Annotated in this window: 17 protein-coding genes; 11 read left to right on the forward strand and 6 right to left on the reverse strand. The window is 45.9% G+C overall.

Features of this window, described 5'->3' with window-relative positions:
* Nucleotides 1-25 precede the first annotated feature (25 nt).
* Both QL234_RS25110 and QL234_RS25115 read left to right on the forward strand, forming a co-directional pair.
* Nucleotides 26-1,234, forward strand: a complete 1,209-nt coding sequence (locus tag QL234_RS25110) for a phosphopentomutase (RefSeq protein WP_281560503.1) — start codon at nucleotides 26-28, stop codon at nucleotides 1,232-1,234.
* Between the two features lie 214 nt (nucleotides 1,235-1,448).
* On the forward strand, nucleotides 1,449-3,686 hold the full coding sequence (locus QL234_RS25115) for a TonB-dependent receptor (protein WP_281560504.1): 2,238 nt from the start codon (nucleotides 1,449-1,451) through the stop codon (nucleotides 3,684-3,686).
* Nucleotides 3,687-3,980: 294 nt separating this feature from the next.
* Here the strand turns inward: QL234_RS25115 and aroG are convergent, their stop codons facing one another.
* Nucleotides 3,981-5,039, reverse strand: a complete 1,059-nt coding sequence (aroG, locus tag QL234_RS25120; RefSeq protein WP_281560505.1) for a 3-deoxy-7-phosphoheptulonate synthase AroG — start codon at nucleotides 5,037-5,039, stop codon at nucleotides 3,981-3,983.
* A gap of 212 nt (nucleotides 5,040-5,251) precedes the next feature.
* On the opposite strand from aroG, the gene QL234_RS25125 reads away from it, so the two are divergent.
* Together QL234_RS25125 and deoD are read left to right on the forward strand one after the other, a co-directional pair.
* Nucleotides 5,252-5,422, forward strand: coding sequence for a XapX domain-containing protein (locus QL234_RS25125; RefSeq protein ID WP_281560506.1), 171 nt, complete (start codon nucleotides 5,252-5,254; stop codon nucleotides 5,420-5,422).
* Nucleotides 5,423-5,549: 127 nt separating this feature from the next.
* On the forward strand, nucleotides 5,550-6,254 hold the full coding sequence (gene deoD / locus QL234_RS25130; protein WP_281560507.1) for a purine-nucleoside phosphorylase: 705 nt from the start codon (nucleotides 5,550-5,552) through the stop codon (nucleotides 6,252-6,254).
* Nucleotides 6,255-6,343: 89 nt separating this feature from the next.
* Here deoD and QL234_RS25135 read toward each other — a convergent pair whose 3' ends face one another.
* The gene (locus QL234_RS25135) at nucleotides 6,344-9,523 is read right to left on the reverse strand and encodes a TonB-dependent receptor (protein ID WP_281560508.1); all 3,180 of its coding nucleotides are present in this window, start codon (nucleotides 9,521-9,523) and stop codon (nucleotides 6,344-6,346) included.
* Between the two features lie 379 nt (nucleotides 9,524-9,902).
* Between QL234_RS25135 and udk the strand changes: the two genes are divergently transcribed.
* The 5 genes from udk (at nucleotide 9,903) to upp (ending at nucleotide 14,197) form a co-directional block, all read left to right on the forward strand.
* On the forward strand, nucleotides 9,903-10,565 hold the full coding sequence (udk, locus tag QL234_RS25140) for a uridine kinase (protein WP_281560509.1): 663 nt from the start codon (nucleotides 9,903-9,905) through the stop codon (nucleotides 10,563-10,565).
* Nucleotides 10,566-10,581: 16 nt separating this feature from the next.
* The gene (locus QL234_RS25145; RefSeq protein ID WP_281560510.1) at nucleotides 10,582-11,829 is read left to right on the forward strand and encodes a NupC/NupG family nucleoside CNT transporter; all 1,248 of its coding nucleotides are present in this window, start codon (nucleotides 10,582-10,584) and stop codon (nucleotides 11,827-11,829) included.
* A 9-nt stretch (nucleotides 11,830-11,838) separates the two neighbouring features.
* Nucleotides 11,839-12,609, forward strand: a complete 771-nt coding sequence (deoC, locus tag QL234_RS25150) for a deoxyribose-phosphate aldolase (RefSeq protein WP_281560511.1) — start codon at nucleotides 11,839-11,841, stop codon at nucleotides 12,607-12,609.
* A 304-nt stretch (nucleotides 12,610-12,913) separates the two neighbouring features.
* Nucleotides 12,914-13,492, forward strand: a complete 579-nt coding sequence (locus tag QL234_RS25155) for a thymidine kinase (protein ID WP_281560512.1) — start codon at nucleotides 12,914-12,916, stop codon at nucleotides 13,490-13,492.
* Between the two features lie 78 nt (nucleotides 13,493-13,570).
* Nucleotides 13,571-14,197, forward strand: coding sequence for a uracil phosphoribosyltransferase (upp, locus tag QL234_RS25160; RefSeq protein ID WP_281560513.1), 627 nt, complete (start codon nucleotides 13,571-13,573; stop codon nucleotides 14,195-14,197).
* A 72-nt stretch (nucleotides 14,198-14,269) separates the two neighbouring features.
* On the opposite strand, the gene deoA is transcribed toward upp, so the two are convergent.
* The 4 genes from deoA to QL234_RS25180 all read right to left on the reverse strand — a co-directional run bounded on the left by deoA (nucleotide 14,270) and on the right by QL234_RS25180 (nucleotide 23,091).
* Nucleotides 14,270-15,592, reverse strand: a complete 1,323-nt coding sequence (deoA, locus tag QL234_RS25165; RefSeq protein ID WP_281560514.1) for a thymidine phosphorylase — start codon at nucleotides 15,590-15,592, stop codon at nucleotides 14,270-14,272.
* Between the two features lies 1 nt (nucleotide 15,593).
* The gene (locus QL234_RS25170) at nucleotides 15,594-16,013 is read right to left on the reverse strand and encodes a cytidine deaminase (protein WP_281560515.1); all 420 of its coding nucleotides are present in this window, start codon (nucleotides 16,011-16,013) and stop codon (nucleotides 15,594-15,596) included.
* 211 nt (nucleotides 16,014-16,224) lie between these two features.
* The gene (locus QL234_RS25175; protein ID WP_281560516.1) at nucleotides 16,225-19,353 is read right to left on the reverse strand and encodes a TonB-dependent receptor; all 3,129 of its coding nucleotides are present in this window, start codon (nucleotides 19,351-19,353) and stop codon (nucleotides 16,225-16,227) included.
* 519 nt (nucleotides 19,354-19,872) lie between these two features.
* On the reverse strand, nucleotides 19,873-23,091 hold the full coding sequence (locus QL234_RS25180) for a TonB-dependent receptor (RefSeq protein WP_281560517.1): 3,219 nt from the start codon (nucleotides 23,089-23,091) through the stop codon (nucleotides 19,873-19,875).
* A 749-nt stretch (nucleotides 23,092-23,840) separates the two neighbouring features.
* Between QL234_RS25180 and QL234_RS25185 the strand changes: the two genes are divergently transcribed.
* Both QL234_RS25185 and QL234_RS25190 read left to right on the forward strand, forming a co-directional pair.
* Nucleotides 23,841-24,476: a TetR/AcrR family transcriptional regulator gene (locus tag QL234_RS25185; RefSeq protein ID WP_281560518.1), complete on the forward strand. Its 636-nt coding sequence runs from the start codon at nucleotides 23,841-23,843 to the stop codon at nucleotides 24,474-24,476.
* A gap of 89 nt (nucleotides 24,477-24,565) precedes the next feature.
* The gene (locus QL234_RS25190) at nucleotides 24,566-25,750 is read left to right on the forward strand and encodes an endonuclease/exonuclease/phosphatase family protein (RefSeq protein ID WP_281560591.1); all 1,185 of its coding nucleotides are present in this window, start codon (nucleotides 24,566-24,568) and stop codon (nucleotides 25,748-25,750) included.
* The last annotated feature ends 51 nt before the right edge of the window (nucleotides 25,751-25,801 follow it).

Raw genomic sequence — 25,801 nt, forward strand, 5'->3', positions numbered from 1 at the left:
GTGTTTTTATCTTTTGGAGAATTGAGTGGCTCGAGCAATTATTTTAGTTGTGGATGGTTTTGGTCTTGGCAGTGCCCCTGACGCGGAGCAGTTTGGTGATGTATCGGCAAATACTTTTGCCAACCTTGCCGATGCGTATTTTCAAGAAAAGGGCGTACCGTTAAATATTCCTAACCTTGCCGCCCTTGGTTTAGTAAAGGCGTGTGAGCAGGCATCTAATCGCAGCTTTCCTTATAAAGGTGAAGCACCGAGCAAAGGCGCCTACGGCTATGCCGCAGAAATCAGCACAGGTAAAGATACCCCCAGCGGTCACTGGGAAATGGCCGGTGTGCCGGTCTTGTTTGACTGGGGTTATTTCCGCGATAAAGAAAACAGCTTCCCGCAAGACTTGTTGGAAAAGATTTATCAAAAAACCGGTATCCCGGCTATCTTGGGCAATTGCCACGCGTCCGGCACCAACATTATCGCCGATTTAGGCGAAGAGCATATCCGCACCGGCACCCCGATTTGTTATACCTCGGCGGACAGCGTATTCCAGATCGCCGCCCATGAAGAACACTTTGGCTTAGATAACCTCTATAAATATTGTGAAAATGTCCGAGAAGTGCTTGAAGACATGAACATCGGCCGGGTCATTGCCCGCCCCTTTGTCGGCACCAACAGCGAAGACTTTGAACGTACCGGTAACCGCCGCGATTATTCCGTTTTACCGCCGGCACCGACGGTACTGGATAAGATGGCCGAAAAAGGGCATGTGATCAGTGTCGGTAAAATTGCCGATATCTTTGCCCATCAGGGGATCACGGAAAAAACCAAGGCCAGCGGCTTGCCCGCCCTGATTGATGCCACGATAGATCATATCGAAAGCGCGGATGAGAACAGCATCATCTTTACCAACCTGGTGAATTTCGATCAGGACTTTGGCCACAGACGGGACCCGGTAGGTTATGGCGAAGCGCTGGAATACTTAGATGTCAGATTAGAAGATATCTACCAGCAGCTACGCGATGACGATATCCTGTTTTTAACTTCAGACCACGGCTGCGACCCTACCTGGCAAGGCAATGACCATACCCGGGAGTATGTGCCTGTAATAGCTTATGCTAAAGGTATGCCCTCGGTACCGCTGGGAGAGCGCAGTACTTTTGCCGATTTAGGTCAAACCATTGCCGAGATGTTCGATTTAGAAAAAATGGCATACGGCAATTCGTTCTTAGCAAATATTCGTCAGTAGTGACAAGAATTTAAAAGGTGAAACCATTTTATGGCTTCACCTTTTTTTTGCGCTTTTTTTATCAAAAAAGCAACACTGGTTAGCCTATCAGTGAAAAAACGCAAAAAGGAATAGCAAAGCTTTTGCCAAGGCCGTTGACAGACCGCCTTGGCAAAGATGTAACAACAATAACATTAGACAACTATGACAACATCGTTTATCTAGGGAGATAAAAATGAAAACCATAAAGAAGTCACCGGTCTTTCTGTGTGTCCACGCAGCATTAATCGCCGGTAGTTTAGGTACATCGGCCATCGCCAGTGCTGAAGAAGCACAAGACATGAAATTGGAAGTCATCGAAGTAACCGCACGTAAGCGGGTAGAGAACGTGCAGGAAGTGCCTGTGTCTGTTTCTGCCATGCAGGGTGAAATGCTCGATGTCTACAGCTCAGCGGGTATGGATATCCGTTTTATGAGTGCTAAAATCCCCAGCCTTTCCATTGAGTCTTCATTTGGCCGTACCTTCCCGCGTTTTTATGTGCGTGGCTTAGGTAACACTGACTTCGATCTGAACGGTTCACAGCCTGTTTCCCTGGTAGTAGATGAAGTCGTACAGGAAAACCCTATCTTAAAAGGTTTCCCGGTTTTTGATGTGGAACGTGTTGAAGTGCTGCGCGGCCCGCAAGGTACCTTGTTCGGCCGTAATACCCCGGCTGGTCTTGTTAAGTTCGACTCAAAAAAACCCACCCAGGATTTTGACGGTTTCATGTCTTATTCCTACGGTACCCACAATACCCAGGACTTTAAAGGTGCTGTCGGTTTTGGTTTAACCGATAAGTTATCAACCCGTGTTTCCGTGTTAAAACAAAAGCGTGACGATTATATTGATAACGAAGCCCCGGGTTATGAAGACAATAATGTACTTGGCGGCTATGATGAAACCGCAGGTCGCGTGCAGTTTCTTTGGGAAGACGGCGATTTCACTGCCTTATTGAATTACCACTTCCGCGACTTGGAAGCCAAGCCAATTGTTTTTAATGCCAACTTAATTGAAGCCGGTACCAATAATATCCGTAAAGGTTTTGACGATGAAACGGTTTACCAGGATGCGGCACGGTTTGCCACTCAGGATGTGGAAACCAACGGCGGCAGCTTGAAGCTGGAATATACTTCAGATGAATACGTCTATACCTCAATCACAGGTTATGAAAGTGCGGAAATTTTCTCCCGCGCCGATGTTGATGGCGGTAACCCTGACGGACCTGGCTTTATTCCATTCTCTGCTGAAAGTGCCGATGCTATCCCGGACCATAAGCAAATCACTCAGGAATTTCGTGTCACCAGTCTTTATGACGGCCCTATGAACTTCCAGGCCGGCTTCTTCTATTATATGGAAGATTTGACTATCGAGAGTCTGAGCTACAATACCGCTGATAACAGTGCGATTAACGGTTATGCCGTGCAGGATCAGGAAACCCGTGCCTGGGCACTGTTTGGCTCTATGGATTACCAGGTATCTGATGATCTGAAAATCACCACAGGCCTGCGTTATTCTGCCGACGACAAAGAATTTGTTGCCGAGCGTTTTACCAACCCTACCCCCTGGAACGGCTCTCCTGATTATATGAAGGGTGAAGCCAATCCGGATGACTCCCATGTCAGCTGGGATATCAGCGCCAACTATAAAGTCAGCGATGATGTAAACTGGTTTGGGCGTATTGCCAACAGCTTCCGCGCACCAAGTATCCAGGGCCGTATTTTATTCGGTGATGAAGTCACCGTTGCCGACTCGGAAACCATTACCTCATTTGAAACCGGTTTGAAAACAGATGTGATGGATGGCCGCGGCCGCATCAACGGCTCGGTTTTCTACTATAGCATGGATGATCAGCAACTGACGGCTGTTGGTGGTGATGCCAACTTCAACCGCTTAGTGAATGCCGAAGAAACCACAGGTTACGGTTTTGAACTTGATGCCGAGTTTGTTGTCACCGAAAACCTGCTGGTAACAGGTAACATCAGTTATAACAATACCGAAATCAACGATAACGACTTATCCATCGCGGTATGTGCTCAATGTACGGTTACCGACCCTATCAACAGTGACGGACGCGCCGTGATCGACGGCAACAGCCTGCCACATGCACCTGAGTGGATCGCTAACTTTACCGCCCGTTACGCCCGTGAACTTGGCGACGGTGAAATCTTCATCTACACCGACTGGTCATACCGCAGCGAAGTTGATTTCTTCCTGTACAAATCAGTTGAATTTGAAGGCAAGTCGCTGTTAGAAGGCGGCCTACGCACCGGTTATGCCTGGTCCGGCGCCGATAACGACTATGAAGTTGCCCTGTTCGCCCGTAATATTACCGATGAGCAAGTAGCCATTGGTGGTGTCGACTTTAATAACAATACCGGTATTGTTAACGAAGGTCGCTTTGTTGGTGCAGAGTTCAAGGTTAATTTCTTTTAATTAAGTGAACAAAGCTGTGTATGGCATCCATGTCACCACAGCATTGCCTACAGGGATGTAGGTACTTAACTTACGTCTGGAACCTGTAAGTTGACCGTTCATCCTGAACATAAAAAAACCAGCAACTTGTGAAGTGACCCCCAATAGTTGGACTATCCAATTACTGGGGGTCACTTCACAAGTTGCTGGTTTTTTTTATTATATGGAAATATTTATCCGGCGCTCATATAGCTGTGAAACTACAGAAGGGATTCACTCTCCGAAAAACATCACTTGGCCCATCATAGCCAAGAATTAACGGTTCTCCCGGCGTTTCGCCACCGCTTCACTTAGCTGTGCTAATAACTTTTCACTGTCATCCCAGCCGATACAGGCATCGGTGACACTTTGCCCGTAAGTCAGCTCCTGCCCTTCCACCAGATCCTGGCGGCCTTCAATCAGGTTGCTTTCCACCATGACACCGAAAATAGACTGATTTCCCTGAGCTATCTGCCCGCAGACATCCCGGCAAACCAGCATCTGGTTTTCAAACTTCTTCAAGCTGTTGGCATGGCTGAAATCTATCATAATATTGTTTATCAACCCGGCAGCACTTAACTGGTCGGTGACCGATTTGACGCTTTCTTTATCATAGTTCGGCTGTTTACCGCCGCGTAAAATAATATGGCAGTCCTGGTTACCTGTGGTTTCGACAATGGCGGAATGACCGTATTTAGTGACCGACAAAAAATGATGCGGTGCGCTGGCAGCGCCTATGGCATCGATGGCAATTTTAATGGTACCGTCAGTGCCGTTTTTAAATCCTACCGGGCAAGACAAGCCCGAAGCCAGTTCACGGTGTACCTGGGATTCTGTAGTCCGTGCCCCTATTGCCCCCCAGCACATCAAATCTGCCATATACTGCGGGGTGATCATATCTAAAAACTCACCGGCGGTGGGTAGCCCGATATCATTAAGATCAACAAGCAACTTACGGCCTAAACGCAGGCCATCATTAAGCTTAAAGCTGTTATCCATATAAGGGTCGTTGATCAAGCCTTTCCAGCCCACCGTAGTTCTGGGTTTTTCAAAATACACCCGCATCACCACTTCCAGGGTATCTTGATATTTTTCTCTTAATTTCATCAGCCGCTGGCCATATTCCAGTGCCGCTTTCGGATCATGAATAGAACAGGGACCGATGACGACTAATAACCTGTCATCCTGGTTTTGAAATATCTTGTGGATCGCTTCGCGTCCGGCATAAACCGACTCAGAAGCCCGCTCTGTGGCCGGAAATCGTTCGAGCAAGGCAACAGGGGGTAATAACTCTTTGATTTTGTTGATGCGAATATCGTCGGTTTGGTAAAACATGCTGTTTCTCTTTATTACTTTAATCTATAAAATATTTACGTCTAGACACCTAAATGCTAATCCCGAAGCTAATCTATCAAGGTTAAACCGCTATTAGCAACACATATTAGTAAAAAAGAAAATAAACTGACGTTTATAGCCGGAAAAAATCATCTGAGCATAAAATAACAGGGGAATAAGCTAAAATAAGTGGGACTGATTAAGGAGGATATATGACTGAAATACTGATCGCCCTGGCGGCCGGCACTTTTATCGGCATCGTATTTTCGTTGCTGAAATTACCCATACCCGCCCCTCAGGCGATTTCCGGCATTGCCGGTATTTTAGGCATTTACCTTGGAAGTATCACATACAGCTGGATCATCGAAAGGTTTTTCAGTTAAACTTATCCGTCTGCCTTCTGCTAACAAATAGTTAGAAATAGCAGATTAACAAGAATTCAGTAAAACACCCTTGATAGCACAGGCTTGAAACTTACTGAGACATTAACATTTAAAAAGGTTAACTCTCATGTCAACACCACATATTGAAGCGAAACCCGGTGACTTTGCCGAAACAGTCTTAATGCCAGGCGATCCGCTTAGAGCAAAATTTATTGCGGAAAACTTTCTCGATGACGCCAAATGCGTGACCCGGGTGCGTAACATGTTCGGTTATACCGGTACCTACAAAGGCAAGCCAATCTCAGTGATGGGCTCAGGTATGGGTATTCCTTCAATTTCCATCTATGCCACCGAATTATACAAAGAATACGGCGTAGAAAACATTATCCGTATCGGCTCCTGTGGCGCGGTACGCGATGATATCAAGGTACGCGATATCGTGATCGGTATGGCCGCCAGCACAGACTCCAATGTCAACCGCAGCCGTTTAAACCAGTGTGATTTTGCCGCCTGTGCCGATTTCGGCCTGTTGCAAAAAGTAGTTAACACTGCCGACAAGTTAAATAAGCCGGTACATGTCGGTAACGTCTTTACTGCGGATCTTTTCTATACGCCAAACCCGGAAATGTTTGCCTTAATGGAAAAATACGGCATTCTGGCGGTAGAAATGGAAGCGGCCGGTTTATTCGGTGTTGCTGCCGAGTACGGTAAAAAAGCCTTAACCGTATTGACGGTAAGCGATCATATTAAAACCGGCGAAGTGACCACTGCCGATGAAAGGGAAAACACCTTTAAAGATATGATGGAACTGACGTTGGAAAGTATTTTATAAATACCGACTTACTGTCATTGACCATTAAAAAGAAAAAGGGTTATCAACAAAAGTTGATAACCCTTTTTTATTAGCTGCGGCCTAAACCGTTAAAAACGGTAGCGTATCCCCAACTGGGCTTTCCATACCGAAGGAATTTTTGCCAATGTCGGCGTTGGCTCAGTGAAGTTACTGTAAACATACTGACCATTTTCAATCGCAACATCTACTACCGGCGCATTAAACGGCTGTACAAAAGACTCCGCCCTGCCCCAATCATCGTTGATTAAATTCCCCAGGTTTTCAATATCCAGGCTGATTTCCAGCTTATGCTCGCCACTGATATGAATTTCCTGCATCAACCGCATATCCAGGCGCTGGATCCAGCGGCTGGTACAGGCATGCCTTCTTGAGATCTCACCCCGGCTTAAACAATCCGCACTGTCGATATAATCCCAAAAAGCAGCAGTATCAAAACCGTCGGCATAAGTCACCAGAGGATCATCTGCCCCGTCAGGTACATATAACAGTTGTGAGTTATAACCATCCCAGGTGGCAAAGTCGGCAAAACCGCCGAAGGTACCACTTGATCTCATGGTATGGCTATAATGGCGTCCTTCCCGCGCGGTAAAGGATAAGGCAACCGTGGTCAGGTTATTACCGAAGATCTCGTCACTCCAACTGAAGTTTACCGTCAACCTGTGTTGTACTTCATATTCGGAGTTATATTCATTTTCCGCCTGAAAATCATCATTGGCGGGCATTGAATAGCCCTCAAAAGCAACAAAAGCATTACCGGGATTAATCTCGGTAATATCTTGATAGGTATACCCTATGCCAAAGTTATAAGTACCATGGTCGGTGTAGAAGTTTTTCTCTGCGGCAAAGGTCCATACCTGGCCTTCCCCTTCATCTGTGTTGGTCAAACTGAGATCAAACGGTGCCGGTGAGTCATAAATGGGCCGGCCATCCGGTGCAACAATCACATTACCGTCATCATCGGTAGCAGGCGCCATATTAAGCTCGGTATAAATAGCCGCATCTTTCACCTTGCTGAAAATCACATCAGCGGTCAGCAACCAGGCATCACCGAGGAAGCCTAAATCCTGCCGCCTTTCTATACCAAAATTAAGCTTCCAGGTACTGGGGATATCAAAATCCGGGGCAATACTATTGGTATCGCCATTGCCTCCCCCCGAAGCCAGGCCATCTACAATCGCATCAGGCATGGTGCGGCCATCAAAGTCACAAAGCGGCAAACCAATAAAAGATAATTCTTCTGGCGCACAAACCGCAAAAGTTTTCCTGACACCGTCGTTACCGTAAGAGTTAGACAACCAGACGTTCGGCGCACCGCCGCCAAATAACCCCACCCCAGCGCGGATCACGGTATCGTCATCATAGGTCCAGTTAAACCCTAGTCTGGGTTCAAACAAGTCTAAGCCGTCATAGTTGTTTTGATTGCTGTAGCCATGACGGGTAACGAAGTTGTCATTAAGCACAGGTTTATCATCATTATCATATTCGGTATACCTGAAACCATAGGTCAGGGTAATATCATCGGTAACCGACCATTCATCCTGTAAATAATAGGTGGTCGTGCTGTATTCAAATTTATCTATCGCATCGTTGACATCACCGGTAACAGAGCTTTGGAAAACATGTACGCCGATATTATTTTCGAAATCATCAATACTGGAGAATTCTGTCATGCCCAGCGAGCCGAAGACAAAGGTATTTTCAATTTCCAGGATCTCATGTTCCACCCCGAAGGTGATCAAATGCTCATCGGTAAGATAATAATCCCCTTTAAACTTGAACATATCCCTGTCGTTGGTTAAGGCATTGGCATGGCGGAACTGATCCGGTCCGATATATAAAGAGCCGCCATTGCCGGTATGAATGAGAAACTGGGCAAAATTCGCCCCCAGTAACGGCACCTGCTCGGTTTCCACTTCCTTGCGGGCAAATTTAAATTCACTGGAGAAGTCTTCGGTCCAGTCGGAAAAAACCTGCAAGCTATAAGCCTTTAAAGTTTCGTTCATATTATACCGGTTAGACTCGGCCGTAGCCCAGGTGGCATTAGGAAAGGTTTCCGCCCAATAGTCACGTACCGTATTGCCTTCATTATCCTGAAAGGTAAAAGAGGCCCGGTGATCGTCTGACACATACCAGTCAAATTTGATCAGCAGTTTCTCATCTTCTTCATCCGAGGTGGTATCATAACCGCCGATATCATAATTCCAGCTGTCCTGGGCAATCTGGGAAATACGATCAAAATCCGCCTGGGTAACCCCCATTTTTTCATTGGCTTCCGCGACACCGTTTTCATTATCCAGGGTAAATTGGTAAGGTTTAGTGGCTTCAAATTTTTCATAAGAAATAAAGAAGAACAGAGTATCTTCAACTACCGGTCCCCCCAGGGTAAAGCCATAAGTATCTTCTTCGAAATCACCTATGCTGAGATCTTCTCCCTTGTTATCTTCACCCGCCATACCTTCATCGGAGCGAAAATAAAAAGCCGAACCGTGAAATTCATTGCTGCCGGATTTGGTGACGATATTGACATTTCCCCCCTGGAAATCCCCGTAAGTGACTTCAAACGGCGCAACATTAACCGCCAGTTGCTCGATGGCATCAAGGGATATCGGCGTTCTGCGCCCCGGATAGCCGTTTTTATTGAGGCCAAAATCATCGTTTTGCTTGACCCCGTCCACGGTCAGGCTGTTACCGCGAACACTGCCGCCGGCAATGGAAAGCGCCGGTCCGCCATCGGCTGTGGTATCGACCACCATACGCGAGTCGCTTTTAAGCACCGACTTCAAATCCCGGCTGATGGCCGCGGTATTGGCAATTTCCTGCTCGGAAAATTCTTCACTGGGCCCTTTTTTGTAGGTACCCGCCATCGCCAGCTGTCCCGTAACCTGAATACGCTCAATTTCCTGTACTTGTTCCTGTTTTTCATTGAGTACGACCTTAGAGGTCTGCCCCAGTTGCAACACAAGATCGTCGACCTCCTCAAAGGTCAGCGAACTGCCGCCGGTAACTTTGACCGTATAAGGTCCGCCTATGGTTAAGCCCCTGGCCTGAAAGACTCCCCCTTCCGTGGTTGTTACTGTTTTTGCCGTGCCGGTGGGCCCATGTATGATTTGCACGGTGACATTCGCCTGATTGACACCGTTAGCATCTACTACAAGCCCCCGAATTGCCGATGATGTATCAGAAGCCAAGGCTGGGTTCTGAACCGTTAATGCTGCAAACATCAACATAACCGCAATTATTTTACTCATAAAATAACCTCCCACTCGAATAACAATCAATCAACATCCATTAATCTCAGTCAATAAATGTTGAACTTTGCAATAAATCCCGACATAAAACATGACCATTTGGTCAGGTTATGGTAAATTTACCGAATAAATTAAATTATCCGCCGGATTGCTACCGTTCTTTAATACATAAAATTATTTGTTTTCGGTATAATAGTAGTCTTATCAGTCTTATTGTCCATTTTAGCAGCAACAAATTGACGTCTTGAACTTGAGCAAGTGTCAACCGGGCTGGAATGTGCGAAAAACAAACCGTCGCCAGATAAGCAATTTAAAACTTGACACAAGTGTCAGCTTTTGAATATCTTACTGCTGCGTCAAGAAGCGGATAGCTAACTTAATGAATCAAACTAAGGCAAAAAACTCTGTGCAACACAAAAAACCGACAGTTATAGCAATTGCAGGCGCTTCAGCCTCTGGAAAAACCCTCTTTGCACAGACCATATATGATGAGTTATTGGCGGAATTAGGAGCAGACGGCATCTCCATTATTAAAGAAGATGCCTACTACCGCGATCAGTCTCATATGACCATGAGTGAGCGGGAAAAAACCAATTATGATGATCCCAACGCCTTCGAGCATGAATTGTTATGCAAACAAATAGGAGAGCTCACTCAAGGGAAAGACGTTGATTGTCCTGTTTATTGCTATAAAACCCATACCCGCATTGACGAAACCATCAAGATAAATTCCACCCCTATTATCCTGGTGGAAGGTATTTTGCTGTTTTGTAATGAAGAATTACGCAACAGTTTTGATATCAAGATGTATATGGATACCCCGCTGGACATCTGCCTTATCCGCCGCATCCAGCGCGATACCGTAGAGCGCGGACGCAGCATAGACTCTATCACCAACCAATACCTAGATACCGTACGCCCTATGTACTACCAGCATATAGAGCCATCGAAATCTTATGCAGATATCGTCATCACCCGTGGTGGCAAAAACCGTATGGCAATCGAATTATTAAAAGCAAAAATTCGCCAACTTACAAAATAATAACAATGAGGTCTTCATGGAATTAACGGCATTACGTGGCATGCTCGGCATAGTATTTTTACTGGCCTTTGCCATTTTCTTATCACAGCATCGTAAGGCGATCAACTGGCGTACCGTAGGTCTTGCCTTTACCCTGCAGGTGATATTTGGCGCCTTTGTACTTTATGTGCCTTTTGGTAAAGATGTTTTAGAATCTATTACCGGTGGCGTGCAGCAGGTTATCGACAGCGCCAAGGCCGGTATTGACTTTTTATTCGGCGGCCTGGGCACAGATGCCATGTATTCCAACGGCGTAGGTTTTGTCTTTGCTGTACGTGTACTGCCGATTATTATCTTTTTCTCCTCACTGATCGCCGTGCTCTATTATCTGGGCATTATGCAAGTGGTTATCAAGGTGATCGGCGGCGGCTTACAAAAGCTGTTAAAAACCAGTCAGCCTGAGTCTTTATCTGCCACCGCCAATATCTTTGTCGGCCAAACCGAAGCACCGCTGGTAGTACGCCCTTATATTGCCAAGATGACCCAGTCAGAATTATTCGCCATCATGGTCGGCGGCCTGGCCTCCGTTGCCGGCTCTATCCTGGCCGGTTATGCCGGTTTGGGCATCGAGCTCAAGTACCTGATCGCCGCCTCTTTTATGGCCGCCCCCGGCGGTTTGTTGATGGCAAAAATTATCATGCCGGAAACCGAGCATGAAAAACTCAAAGAAGGCCCGGTAGAGTTTGAAGACAATGTCGACGACAAACCCGCCAATGTCATTGATGCCGCCGCCGGCGGTGCCGCCTCGGGCTTAAAGCTGGCAGTGAATGTCGGCGCTATGCTGCTTGCCTTTATCGGTTTGATTGCCTTATTGAATATGTTGATCGGCGGTATTGGCAACTTACTCGGTTTTGAAGGCATCACCATAGAGTTGATCCTCGGCTACGTATTTGCGCCGCTGGCCTTTATTATCGGCGTACCTGTTGATGAAATGTTACAGGCAGGCAGCTTTATCGGACAAAAAATTGCCGTGAATGAATTTTTTGCCTACGTCAATTTTGTTGAAGTCAAAGACAGCTTAAGTCACCACACACAAACGATTGTGACCTTTGCCCTTTGCGGTTTTGCCAACCTATCTTCTATTGCCATTTTATTGGGTGGTTTAGGCTCTATGGCCCCTAGCAGACGACATGATATTGCCCGTTTAGGCATGCGTGCGATGCTGGCAGCTACCTTAGCTAACTTGATGAGCGCGGCGATTGCCGGTGTTTTCGTCACCTTATAAGGAACCAGAATGAGTAAATTACAAGACTACGCGTTAACCGCGCTGAGTTTAATGGACTTAACCAGCTTAACCGATAGTGAAACCGAGCAGGACATTATTGACCTGTGCCGCCAGGCCAAATCGCCTGCCGGCAATACCGCCGCCATTTGTATTTTCCCGCGTTTTATCCCGCTGGCGAAAAAAACACTGGCCGCCCAGGGCACACCAGAAGTCCAAATCGCCACGGTGACCAACTTCCCTCACGGCAATGATGATATTGCGATTGCCGTTGCCGAAACCAAAGCTGCGGTAGCCTACGGCGCCGATGAAGTTGACGTGGTATTCCCCTACCGCGCCCTGATTGACGGTAATGAAGAAGTCGGTTTTGAGCTGGTCAAAGCCTGTAAAGCCGCCTGTGGCGATATCATGCTCAAAGTGATCATCGAATCCGGTGAATTGAAAAGCGAAACGCTGATCCAAAAAGCCAGTGAAATTTCCATTGCCGCCGGGGCCGACTTTATCAAGACTTCTACCGGGAAAGTGCCGGTAAATGCCACACCGGAAGCGGCCAAGGTTATGCTTGAAGTGATTAAAGCAAAAAACCCACAAGTAGGCTTTAAAGCCGCCGGTGGTGTTCGAAGCGCAGAAGATGCCGCCGTTTATCTGGATATGGCCAGTGAAACATTAGGCGAAAACTGGAGCAATGCCCAAACGTTCAGGTTTGGTGCCAGCAGCCTGCTGGGCAGTTTACTGACCACCTTAGGCCACCAGGGCGATAAAGACCAAAGCAGCGGTTACTAATAGCCGGTGCTGAAGCGACAAGATAAGCGGCTAAAGCTGCTTATCTTGTCGAATATTTCTTAGACAATTTCTCCCCTTCCCCTGATAAAACAAGATGTTTTATCACTTATTCCCGGTTTAATACCAGCTTAAGTCAAATCCTTTGATTATTTTTCTTAGCCATTGGCGTATTTTGTAATAGAATACCCAGCCAATAGCCCCCACCCAGTCATTTTCGGGGTAAGCTACTGGTACTTCTTTGCTCTGACAAGCCACGCACAAGTCACGCCAGTAAAACCAATTAAAAACAGGAAATTTACTTTTTATGGCGCAGTTGTACTTTTATTACTCCGCAATGAATGCCGGCAAATCCACCCATTTATTACAATCTTCTTATAATTACCGCGAACGCGGCATGCATACGGTAATTTTTACCGCGAAAATCGACGACAGATTCGCCGAAGGCAAGGTCGCCTCCCGCCTAGGCATCAATGCCGATGCCCAGGTTTTCAGCGAGCAAACCAATATCTTTAGTGAAGTAGAAAAACTGCACCAAGAACAAAAACTCAGTTGTATCCTGATCGACGAAGCCCAGTTCTTATCATCGAACCAGGTAAAACAATTAACCGATATCGTCGATGCCCTGCATATTCCCGTACTTGCCTACGGCCTGCGTACCGATTTCCTCGGCGAAACTTTTGAAGGCAGCGCCGCCCTGCTGGCCTGGGCCGATAAACTGGTTGAGCTGAAAACCATTTGTCACTGCGGACGCAAGGCTAACTTTGTCACCCGGTTGGATGAAAATAACCGCCCCATCACCACTGGCGCCCAGGTAGAGGTGGGCGGCAATGAAAGATACGAGTCCCTGTGCCGCGAGCATTTTAAACAACTCGTTTGGCAATAAAGCTTTTATACCGAGTCTTTGCTAGCAATAAAGCTAAGACTCTCCTTCACCTTTTAATTATCGTTTCAAGGAAACACTATGGCCGTTTATCCCAGTAACCATCCCATGGTTAAACATAAAGTCAGCCTGCTCAGAGAAGATACCATTTCGCTGAAAAAATTCCGTGAGCTGGTTGATGAAGTCGCCACTATGCTCACCATGGAGGCCACGGCAGATCTTGAGCTTAAGCAGCAACCTATGACCTGCTGGTCCGGTAATATCTCTGCGCCGGTATTAGCCAACAAGCAACCGACCTTAGTGCCGATTTTGCGCGCCGGTTTAGGCATGTTAAACGGCGCCCAGTCTATTTTGCCTTGTGCCACCGTCAGCATTGTCGGTATTGCCCGCAACGAAGAAACCCTGGAGCCGGAAAGCTATTATCAGAATATCGTTGCCGATATCAGTGAAAGAACGGCGCTGATCATAGATCCTATGCTGGCAACCGGCGGCAGCGCCCTGGCCACCATAGACCTGCTAAAAGAAAGTGGTTGTAAACAAATTAAAGCCCTGTTTTTGGTAGCTGCACCTGAAGGCATTGAATTGATAGAAAAAGCCCACCCGGATGTCGACATGTATATCGGCAGTGTTGATGAAAAGCTCAACGACAAGGGTTATATATTGCCCGGCCTTGGCGATGCCGGTGATAAGATTTTTGGCACCCTTTAGCCCTCGCCAGTTTTAAACAGCAATAGTGGACAGAGTAAGCTCTGTCCACTTTCACTAAACTATCCTGTTCAGCTATTTCTCGGCAGTCACGCTGTGATATATCACCGGCGTTAATTCGGCTAAACCATCGCCAAGCGTTATTGCCCCAAGATAGCTATTTGCCGCCCGCTTGGCACTATCGCTGTCTTTGGCATGCACCCTAGCAATAACATCTCCGGCTTTGACCTGAGTGCCCAGCGGCACGATGGCATCAAAACCGACACTGTGATCAACTTGCTGATCACCGGCTAAACGGCCGCCGCCTAACGCCACCACCGCCATGCCGATATCCCGGGTTTGCATGGCGTTAATATAACCGTCTTGTTTTGCAATAATATCCTGCACCACCTTGGCTTTTGGCATCGAAGCCCAGGGGTTCTCCAATAAGTCACCCGGTCCGCCCATGGCAGCGATCATATCGGCAAACTTTTGCGCCGCCTTGCCTGAACTTAATACCTGTTCGATTTTAGCCCGGGCCTCACTTTCATCCCCGGCGAGCCCGGCATGTTGCAACATGGCAGTGGCTAAAGAAACCGTGACCTGGTGTAATCTCGGCTCACGATAAACCCCGGTAAGGTAATCCACGGTTTCCTTGATTTCCAGGGCATTACCCGCACTATTGCCCAATACCTGGTTCATGTCGGTAATAATGGCCTCGGTTTTTACCCCGGCGCCGGTGGCAACATTGACGATACTTTGCGCCAGCGCATTGGCCTGCTTGATATCGGTCATCATAGCGCCATTACCGACCTTAATATCCATCACCAGGGCATCCAGCCCGGCGGAGAGTTTTTTCGATAAAATAGAGGCGGTAATAAGCGCAATGGAATCCACCGTAGCGGTAATATCACGCACGCCGTATAAACGCTTATCCGCCGGCGCCAAATTACTGGTTTGCGAAATGATCGCAAGACCATGTTTCGCCACCAGGGCTTTAAATTCTTGTAAACTCGGCTGGACATTAAAACCGGCAATACTTTCCAGCTTATCTACCGTGCCGCCGGTATGGCCCAGTCCCCTGCCCGAAATCATAGGCACATAACCGCCACAGGCGGCAACTATGGCCGAGAGCATAAAGCTGACCTTATCGCCAACACCGCCGGTAGAATGTTTATCAACAATCGGACCGTCAAGCTCGGGCCAACTAAGGACATCACCGGAGTTTTTCATGGCGTTGGTAAAAGCGACGGTTTCATCCACCGTCATGCCCTGCTGATAAATAGACATGGCCATGGCCCCTACCTGGGCATCGGTAAAACTGCCGGTCACCAGACCGTCAATAAAAGTCTGAATTTCATCCTGGCTTAATACCAGCCCGTCACGTTTATGGCGTATGATTTCTTGGGGGAGTAACATATTACTGCTCTAATAAATTCTTGGGAGTAAAGGCATCCGGCAATAGCTGGGCTACTGTCCAGGTTTTACGGTTATCAAGATGATTCACCGCCATCACTTCTGCTTCCGGGGCAAAAAATTCGGCAATCACCTGGCGGCAGGCACCGCAAGGCGGGGTTAATTTTTCCTGCTCGGTGTAGACCACCATGGCAGAAAAAGTCTGTTGCCCCTGGATCACCGCCTGGGCGATGCAATTTCGCTCAGCGCATACCGTCAAACCATAAGAGGCATTTTCAACGTTACAGCCCTTAACGATAGTGCCCTGCTCGGTCATGGCCGCAGCGCCGACATGAAACTTACTATAAGGCGCATACGCATTGTTATAACCTTGCTGCGCGCTCTCGATCAGCTTTTGCCAATCATTGTTTTTTTCAACAGACATAAAAGAACCTTTAAAATTTGACCATATGGTCAAGTTTAGTATATCGAACTCGTCAAAAAATTAAAATATAATTTATTTGATCTCAAAGACGATTTCGGCCGTTAGTATCAAGTCACTGATAAAGACAAAGATACCAAAGACTAAAAAGCCGTACTTAAATAAGTACGGCTTTAATTCTTAAACGAGCTAATAAATATAGCGAAAGACTATATTAGAAGTCGTATTTAACCCCTAAACGGATTTCCCACAATGATGCATCACGGTCACGCGACTGTGAAGGAGGTGCAAGGAACTCGTTGTAGGTATAGGTATTGTCGTCATTGATACTGGCATTGACCGCACCTTGCAAGTAAGAACCTTGCTTCAGCACACCCCAGTCATCATTGAGTAAGTTACCGACATTTTCAATCACGAAGAAAGCACTGCCTTTATGACCTTCCATAAAGCCGGCAAATTCCTGCTCGACGCGAACATCGAACTTCACCCACCAGTCGCTGCTTAATTCGTTACGGTCCATGATTTCACCACGGGTCAGGCCTTCAGACTCGATGAAGTCATTAAAGGCAGCCACATCGAAGTTTTCACCGTAATTTACCAGAGGATCATTTTCCAGCGGTACATACAATAACTGGCGGTCAACGTCATTGTAGTCAAAGTCAAAACCACCGCTACTCAATTCCGTCCGGTTATTAGAGCCGCCGAACGCCCAGGTATATGGACGACCTTCGTTTGCCTGACCAAACAGGCTGAAAGTGGTTTCATAACCGGCAAAGAATTCATGAACATAGCTGATGTTCAACGTGAATCTGTGCGGGATCTCATAGTTGGACGTTGCTTCTTCCAAGCTATTAGGACTGGCGGTAGCAACATCGTGATAGTTGGTAAAGGCAACGGCGCTGGTCATAGGATGCACGTCGTTTGACTCGGTATAGGCATAAGAAGCGGTAAAGCTAAAGCCGCTATCATAATTCTTGCTAACAGAAAGTGATAATACGGTAGTATCGCCACCGTCACTGACGTTGGTTAACAGGTAATCGTCACCGCCGGTCGTGATCGGACGACCATCAGGGGCCAACTCATCTTTGTAAGTTTTGCCTATATTTTTAATGATAGCCGAGTCTTGCTTATCGGTATAAAGCAAGTCTGCCATGATCACATATTCGTCTTCCGTGGTATAAGTGGCGCCTAAGGCATATTTCCACTCAGAAGGAATTTCAAAGTCAGGATCTGTGACATTAACATCATTATCCTGAGAGCCATTGGTAACATCATTAATCAAATCAACCGGAATATCATAACCCGGACGACCGCTGCCATCATATTCGATACCGTCAGGGCCGATGATCAGGAACGGAGATCTGTCGCTGTTACGCATTCTGTACTGAAGGTTACGGACACCGTCGTTAGAATAACTGTTTGAAATCCATACGTTCGGGTTACCGCCGGAATAAAGGCCAAAGCCACCGCGTACTTCCAGCTGGTCGCTTGCTGCCCAGTTAAACCCGAATCTTGGCTGGATTAAATCCGCACCATCAAGGTTTTGCGCATTGGAGTAGCCATAACGATCAAAAAAGTTAGGGTTTTCGGTAGGTTTGTCACTGCTGGTATACCAGTCGTAACGTACGCCGACCATAAGGGTCAAGTCATATTCGTACAGTTCAAACTTGTCCTGGAAATACATGGTATTTAACGCGTATTTAAATTCGCCGGCGGCATCATCCGGGTTATGGCTGCTGGCATTACCATACTCGATTTGCGCGGCTAAACCGTTCTCAAAATCATCAATAGAGTTAAAACGGGTTTCTGTCTGGCTGTGCTGCACGAACAAGTTGAAAACATCCAACTCTTCACGCTCAATACCAAAATACAACTCATGATCATCCAGGTAATAGGTACCGGCAAGCTTGAAGGTCGTGGTATCGTATTTCAACTTATTCGACTGGCGGGAATCATCAGGGCCGATATAAACCCGGATATCATCTGCCTGAACACGGAATTCACCAAAACCGCTGTCAGCATCCCTTGAAATCTGACGGTTATCCATCTCTAGGTAACCAACACGGAACTCAGTAGAAAAGTTATCTGTCCAGTCAGAATAAATAGAAGTCACATATGAAGTTAACTCGGCGCCACGCTCATAAACATGGTTAGATAAGGAAATTTCCACCGGGTCAGCGTCGGACTGGCCCCATTCAAAACCATCATTATAGTTGTAAACAAAAGCGGCCCTGTGCTGGTCATTAATGTTCCAGTCAAGTTTGACCAGGATCTTTTCATCGTCAACCGGTAAGCTCGGCTCCATGGTGCCGGGATCGTACTCATAAACATCTTTGGAAATTTGCGTGATGCGATCGATTTCTTCCTGGGTGATCCGGTTAGAACCATCGGTAAACGGCGTATAATCAAGGATTTGAGAGCCGTCTAATTTCTCATAAGCAGCAAATAGGAATAGCTTATCTTCAAGTAGCGGCAAACCGACATTAAAGCCATAACGCTTTTCGGTATAATCACCGACGTCTTGCTTATCACCTTCCAGGCTATCGCCTTTTAACGAATCACTGGTGTAATCATAAAAGAAACCGCCATGCACTTCATTGGTACCGGACTTGGTCACGGCATTGATATTACAGGAAGTAAAACCACCGTACTGGACATCGAACGGCGCCAGCTCAACCGTTACCTGGTCAATGGCATCATAGGAAAAAGGAATACGAACCGTCGGATAACCATTGCTGTTTAAACCGAAGTTATCGTTCATCCGGGTACCGTCAACAGTCAAGCTGTTGAATTTCGGGTTACCACCGGCACAATTGATAGCGTCACTGTTGGTTTGGTCAATATAAATACGCGGGTCGACACGAACCACATCTTTAATATCACGGTTAACCGTAGGTGCATTTACCAGATCATCCAGGTTAAAGTTACTGGCCGGGCTGGTGCTGCCGGCATTTTTATCCAGGATACGGCCGGTGACCGCAATCACTTCCATGTTTTGCTCAGCTTCCAGGCTGCGCTCTAATTCATAGGTTTTACCCAGTTGCAGGAAAACATCCTTAACTTCTTGATCTTCATAGGCATCAGAATCAATAACGATTTTGTAAGGACCACCGACACGTAAACCTTTGGCAGAGAAAATACCTGCTTCATTGACGGTTACTTGTTTAGTGGTACCCGACGGCACGTGGGTGATTGAAACGACAGTACCGGCGGCGGCATTGCCGCTAGGGCCGGTAATATGACCTTTGATCGCTGAAGAAGTGGTATTTGCCTGGGCAGTGGCGGTTAAGCCCAGTCCCAGTACCATAGCAGCGGCAACACGAGAGAGACGATGTGTTTTCATCTGGTTTTCCTTAGTGTTATTTTGTTATATTGAGCAATTTTATTCTATTATGTTTTGTTTTCTTGATAGCTGCTTTCCCTGACAGCCATCATTTTCTGCTTTTCCAGCGTATTATTAATTTCTTTGTATTCGTACCCGGCAGTGATACTTACCCGGTATATAATCCTATCAGCCTGATAAGGGTCTAATCCTCAAATAATAGACCATAGATAGTTTACTGTTTAATGACACACCTTAATAACAACGGCCTGTCCTTTTATTCAATAAAGGATAAAAGTATAGGCGTCATGATCAGTTATCACATTTGTTGACACAAGTGTCAAGAATCGTCTAAAAACTGACCACGTGTTCAACTTATTTTATCGCAATCAAATAATCGCAAACAAGTGATATTGCAGTTAATTTATTGTTCTAGGGGCAAATAATGTAAACAACAGGCAAAAAAAAACCTGTCGGTACATTACCGACAGGTTTTTTTAACTTAATGATTACATTCTTTAAAAATAAAGAAATTTATCATTAGAATTTGTAAGTGATACCAACCTTAGCTTGCCAGATAGAAGTTTCTTCATCAACTTCACTGTAGTTACGGGTATCGGCGCCATTATAACGCGCATCAATCACATACTTACCGTCTTCTAAACCACCAAAGTCATAAATGGCCTGGTTAGGGTAACGCATGTTTTTATCAATACCCCAGTCATCGTTAAGCAGGTTAGCAAAGTTATCGATCATGAAGTAAATTTGTCCTTTATGACCTTCAGCAAATCCTGGAATTTCCTGCTTGATGCTGATATCTAAAGTGGTAACCCAAGGCTGAGTACCGGTATTACGATCTAAGATTTCACCACGTGCAGAGATGCCCGCTTGATCAAGTAGTACTTCCAGCTCATCCCAGCTTAAACCAGACTCATCCCAATCTACATTTGGATCATCGGCACCAGTTGGGATATATGGTAAGTAAGCTGATTGCGTATAGAAATCAGAGCCATCACCTAGATCACCGTCCCTGAACATACCCATTACCCAGCTAAACGGACGACCTGAGCGACGTTCGAAGAACATGTCAAAGCGTGTAGCATAACCTTCGAAGAACTCAGTGGTGTAGCCTAGGTTAATTTTGAAGCTGTGCTCAATTTCATAACTACCGCGAGCAGCCATATCCTGGTTACGGTTTTTAATGATGTTGTGTTTGTAGTTACTTCTTGCAACCGACGCAGAACCAACATGATTCTCTTCAATATCCTGATGAGCATAACTCATGGTCAGGTTAACACCATTATCCCAGGCTTTTGCAAGCGAGGTACTGAAGATAACTGAGCGGCCATCTTCTTTGGCATTGGTCATCATGATATCGTAGTTATCGTTATCATATCTGCTTTCGTAGATGATACGCTCGCCATCAGCAGCCACGTCGGACTGTACCAACGAAGTGTTCAACCAGGTAGCTTCATCTACTTTCTTGTGGTACATCAACTCGTTGGTCCACTTGAAGCCTTCGCCTAAGTAAGGCATATCGAAGGTGTAGTCAAAACCAATAGATGCACGCCAGCTAGATGGCAACTTAAACTTAGGATCGGTATAAGTTACGCTACCTTCACCAGCAACTAACGAATCTTTGATCTCGTCAGGTATTTGAGTGAAATCAACCGTATTGTTAGCATAATAAGTGTTAATATCGTCATTTTGCGCGGCAACTAAAGTAATACCGTCATTCTGGAACGGGTTGTTATACCAAACATTTGGTACTCCACCCTGGAAACGACCAACACCGGCACGTACCGTTAAGTCATCGGTTGCATACCAGGTCAGGTTTAAACGAGGTAAGATAATATCTAAACCATCAAGGTTTTCAGTGTTATCGTAACCGTATGTTTCCAGGAAGTTTTCATTCAGGGTAGGCTTATCTGAAGACGCTAAACGCTCATAACGTACACCGGCACTCACTTCGATATCATCAGTTAAATAAAAAGTATCTTCTACATAAAGTGAAAATTGCTTTCTTGACGCATCATAAGCGGTATCAGCTGAATTATTGGTATAGGCATTGGCGTAAGAGAAATCATAACTGCCGATTCTACGCTCTTCGAACATTTCGATAGTATCAAAATTCCAGCTACCTAAAGAGTTTTCTGCAAACAAGTTATATAAACGTAAACGTTCATATTGAGCACCAAAATCAATTTCATGCTCGCCCAGCAAGTAAGTAGCATCTACAGATAAGACAAAAGTTTGTGTCTCTGAAGCATTGGCATGTCTTTTTACGTCTGTACCAAAAACAAACCCTGGGCCACGTGATTCACTGTCTGCATCTACAGAAATCTCACCGAAATCAGAACGAGTGTTACTGTTTGAAGTTACGTCTTTATAGCTGATACCAACTTCAGTAGTAAAGTTGTCGGTCCAGTCGGAATAAAACTTAGCGGCGAAGTTATTGAGCTTAGTAATATAGTCATAACGGTTGGAGTTTAAAGAAACTGTGCTACCGCCTGTGCCCGCACCGCGCTCAGACTCATCATTTTGCCATTGGTGAGTAAAGTCTACACGGTGAGAATCATTGATATTCCAGCTCAGTTTGGTCAATAAACTTTCACTGGTATTTTCCGGATCACCGCCTAATGAGTCTTGAAGACCATAGGTATCGTTTAGAATGCGGGTGAAGTTATCATATTGAGCTTGGGTGACTTCATATTCGTGGGTAGCGCCACTGTCCTTAAAGCCATAGTCCATATCTGTGGTTTTGGACCACTTGTTGTAGTTCACAAAGAAGAATAACTTATCTTCTAGCACCGGACCACCGACGTTAAAACCGAACCTTTTTTCAGTTTCAGTAGGCTCAATTTTTCTTTTTTCAAAGGTTCTGTGACCGTTTTCGTCAAGCACAGGGAAGGTTCTTGTGGAACCGTCATCATACTCTACAACTTCGAAAACCTGGTCGATTTGCTCGGCGTCACCTGCCATGCTCGGAGTCGAAGTTTCATAAAAACCAGAGAATTTAAATTCATTAGTACCAGACTTGGTTACTGCATTGATGGTACCACCACCAAAGTTGCCTTTTTTCGCAGTAAACGGAGAAGAGTCAACAGAGATTTGCTCAATGGCATCTAATGAAACCGGCGGTTGCTCGGTTGGATAACCGCTAAATTCAACACCAAAGTCATCGCTTTGGCCGATACCGTCTACGGTAAAGCTGTTGGTACGCGGGTTACCACCGGCAATGCTCATTTCGCCGTCACCTTTAATGGTAACTAACGGGTTCATGCGGGCAATATCTTTAACGTCACGGTTAAAGCTTGGCGTATTCGAAATAGCGTCAGCGCCAAAAACACTGTTAGAACCACCTACGTCTTGCGTAAAACGATGACCGGTTACAGCAATACGCTCAACTTCCACTTCTGGCTCAAGTTGAGTGTTTAAACGGTAGGTATCACCCAAGGTTAAGAAAATCTGTTCTAATGCAGTATCCTGGTGTTCGTCAGAATCAATATATACCGTGTACGGACCACCAACCTTTAGACCTTTGGCAATGAATACACCACTGTCATTGGTCATGAATTCTTTTACAGTGCCTGATGGTTGGTGTAATACAGTGATTTTAACATTTGCTGCATCATTACCTTGTGGACCAACAATTTTACCACGCATCGACGACGAGGTCTCTGCTGCCATAGCAGATGTTGAAAGCCCTAGGGCGATAACTAACGCGCCTGTAATACGCGAAAGACGATATGGTTTCATCTAGTTTTCCTTAGTGTGTAGTTATATATTTTTTGTCTGGTACGTTCTATAAAAGCTCTATTTTTATATGAATCGTCCCTCATCAACAAAAATATTACTTCTAACTTATAATTTTTTACCGGTGAAATTAGACCAGAGTTTCTTTACGATTTCATTACATTTTTTAAGAAACATACAAAAAATTAACTTTGATTAATTCTTAAAAAACCGTTTCAAGCAAGTTAAAAACATATAAAACCCCTTGATTTCAGTTATTTAAAATCGCATTTTACCAATAACTAAAAGTTCCCTGCTCATCTGATTTTTTTTATAATTTTCATAAGAACAAAAAACAACCACAAGCAAAAAAACCATTAATTTCCTGACCGCATGGTCAGCTTAATTATGATTTTGACCACAAACACCCATTTTAAGCACCTGCAATCACACACTCATTTACCAACCAAGTGAATAGTCTAAATTTTAAAATCTTGATATTTTTCTCTAACACTAAACAAACTGACATTTTAGTATGCTTTAATTTTATTTCGATAAAAACTGTGGCTTTTACCCTGTTATACTTCTGCTATATCAAGTAAATTATGCAAGTTTATCGAGTATATATGCAGAATAAACAATAAAAGCAGAACGCCGCCTTGACCTGATGGTCAATAAAAATAGAATAACCAATAGTGACAGTGAAACATTTCACTGGTAAAACACAGCAGCCATAATAAAAACAAAAATTTACAACATGAGTCGCCAAACAGATGAATGAAACGAAAAAACCTAATAAACAGGGAAGGATCCGGGCTGAAAGTGAGCTGAAAATCATTACCGCCGCCCAAGAAGAGTTTATCTTACAAGGCTACGGCGGCGCCACGGTGCAGTCGATTGCCGACCGCTCCGGGCTGCCCAAAGCCAATATCTTGTACTACTTTAAAAACAAAGAAAACATTTACCACGCGGTATTGGAAAGAACCCTGAATATGTGGGATCAGGCCATTGGCGATATTGATCCCGAACATGGCCCTAAAGTCGCGATTGAAAAATTTATCGCCGCCAAGGTCAAAATCTCGTTTGAGCATCCAGGCGCTTCCAAGATCTACGCCATGGAGATCATCCAGGGGGCACAACACTTAAAAGAGTTTACCCGCACCTACCAGCGCCAGTGGGTCAGAGAAAAAGCCAAATTGTTCCAGCAATGGATAGATAACGGTGAAATGAAAAATGTTGACCCGGTCAACCTGATTTTCCTGATCTGGTCTTCCACCCAGCATTATGCCGACTTTGAAACCCAGATCCTGCAGATCATGAACCGCGCCGATTACGAAGAAGACGATATTAGCCATGTCACACAGTTTCTTACCGACATCATCCTGCGCGGCTGCGGATTAATCGATTAATTTTAGGAAGTAAAATGAAACGCTATTTAATGTTACCCTTAATGCTGTTAACCGCCTGCGAGGGAACTGGCATCCATCAGTCAACAGCCATGAGCGAGAAAACAGCCTTGAGCGGACAAAAAGCCGTGAGCCAACAAAAAACCAAGGTGCGTATCGCCACCTTTAATGTCAGCATGGAAGCATTAAATTACCTGCCTCACGTCGAGGGACAGGCGCCACAGGTAACAGGTGATGAACTGGCACACTCCCTGGGCACGAACCACCAGCAAATCCGTAATATTGCCGAAATTATCCAGCGTATCAGTCCGGATATTATCCTGCTTAATGAATTCGACCGCCGGGATGACTCACATCAGGCGCTGAAAACCTTTTTACAAGATTACCTGGGCAAAAGCCAGCAGGGACAAACGCCGCAGCACTTCCCTTACTTTTTCCAGGGACCGGTCAATACCGGCGTACCCGCCCCTTTTGACTTTAATAACAACGGCGAAAGCGGCGAATCCCCTGCCGATACCTACGGCTTTGGCTTTTTCCCCGGCCATTTTGCCATGGCATTATTATCCAAACATCCGATCTCAGTCGATCAGATCAGAACCTTTCAGCACTTTAAATGGCAGGATATGCCGGGAGCACTGCAACCGGTAGACCCACAAACCAATAAGCCCTGGTACAACAGCGACGCCTGGCAGCAAATGCGCTTATCTTCCAAGTCTCACTGGGACGTACCGGTTAGCGTCAACGGCCAAACCATACATATACTGGCCAGCCACCCGACCCCGCCGGTCTTTGACGGCCCGGAAGATCGCAACGGCAAACGCAACCACGACGAAATCCGTTTCTGGCTTGACTATATCACCCCGGGCAAAGGCGGCTACATCTATGACGACAACGCCGTCAAAGGCGGATATCGAAGCCAGGAGCCTTTTGTGATCATGGGAGATCAAAATGCCTCCAGCGTCGAAGGCGATGCCATCAACACCGGTATCCAGGCCCTGCTTAACAGCAAGCAAGTACAAGATCCCAATCCCGAAAGCGACGGCGCAGCAGAATATACCCAAGGTAACCCTCACGGCAAACACCATACCGCTTACTGGGGTATGCGCGCCGATTATGTGCTACCTTCTTCTTTCGGCTGGACAATTAAAGACTCCGGCGTATTTTGGCCCAAAGCCGATGATGAGACCTACCGGTTAATTAAAGACCGCCAGGCATCGTCGGATCACCGCCTGGTGTGGGTCGATCTGGAATTGCCGCCACTTAGCAGCAATAAATAATAGATAACAACGGGCCCGCCAAGGGCCCGCTAATGTAAAAGTAATAACAAC

It is taken from the genome of Thalassomonas sp. RHCl1 (assembly GCF_947387555.1).
Lineage (GTDB): Bacteria > Pseudomonadota > Gammaproteobacteria > Enterobacterales > Alteromonadaceae > Thalassomonas.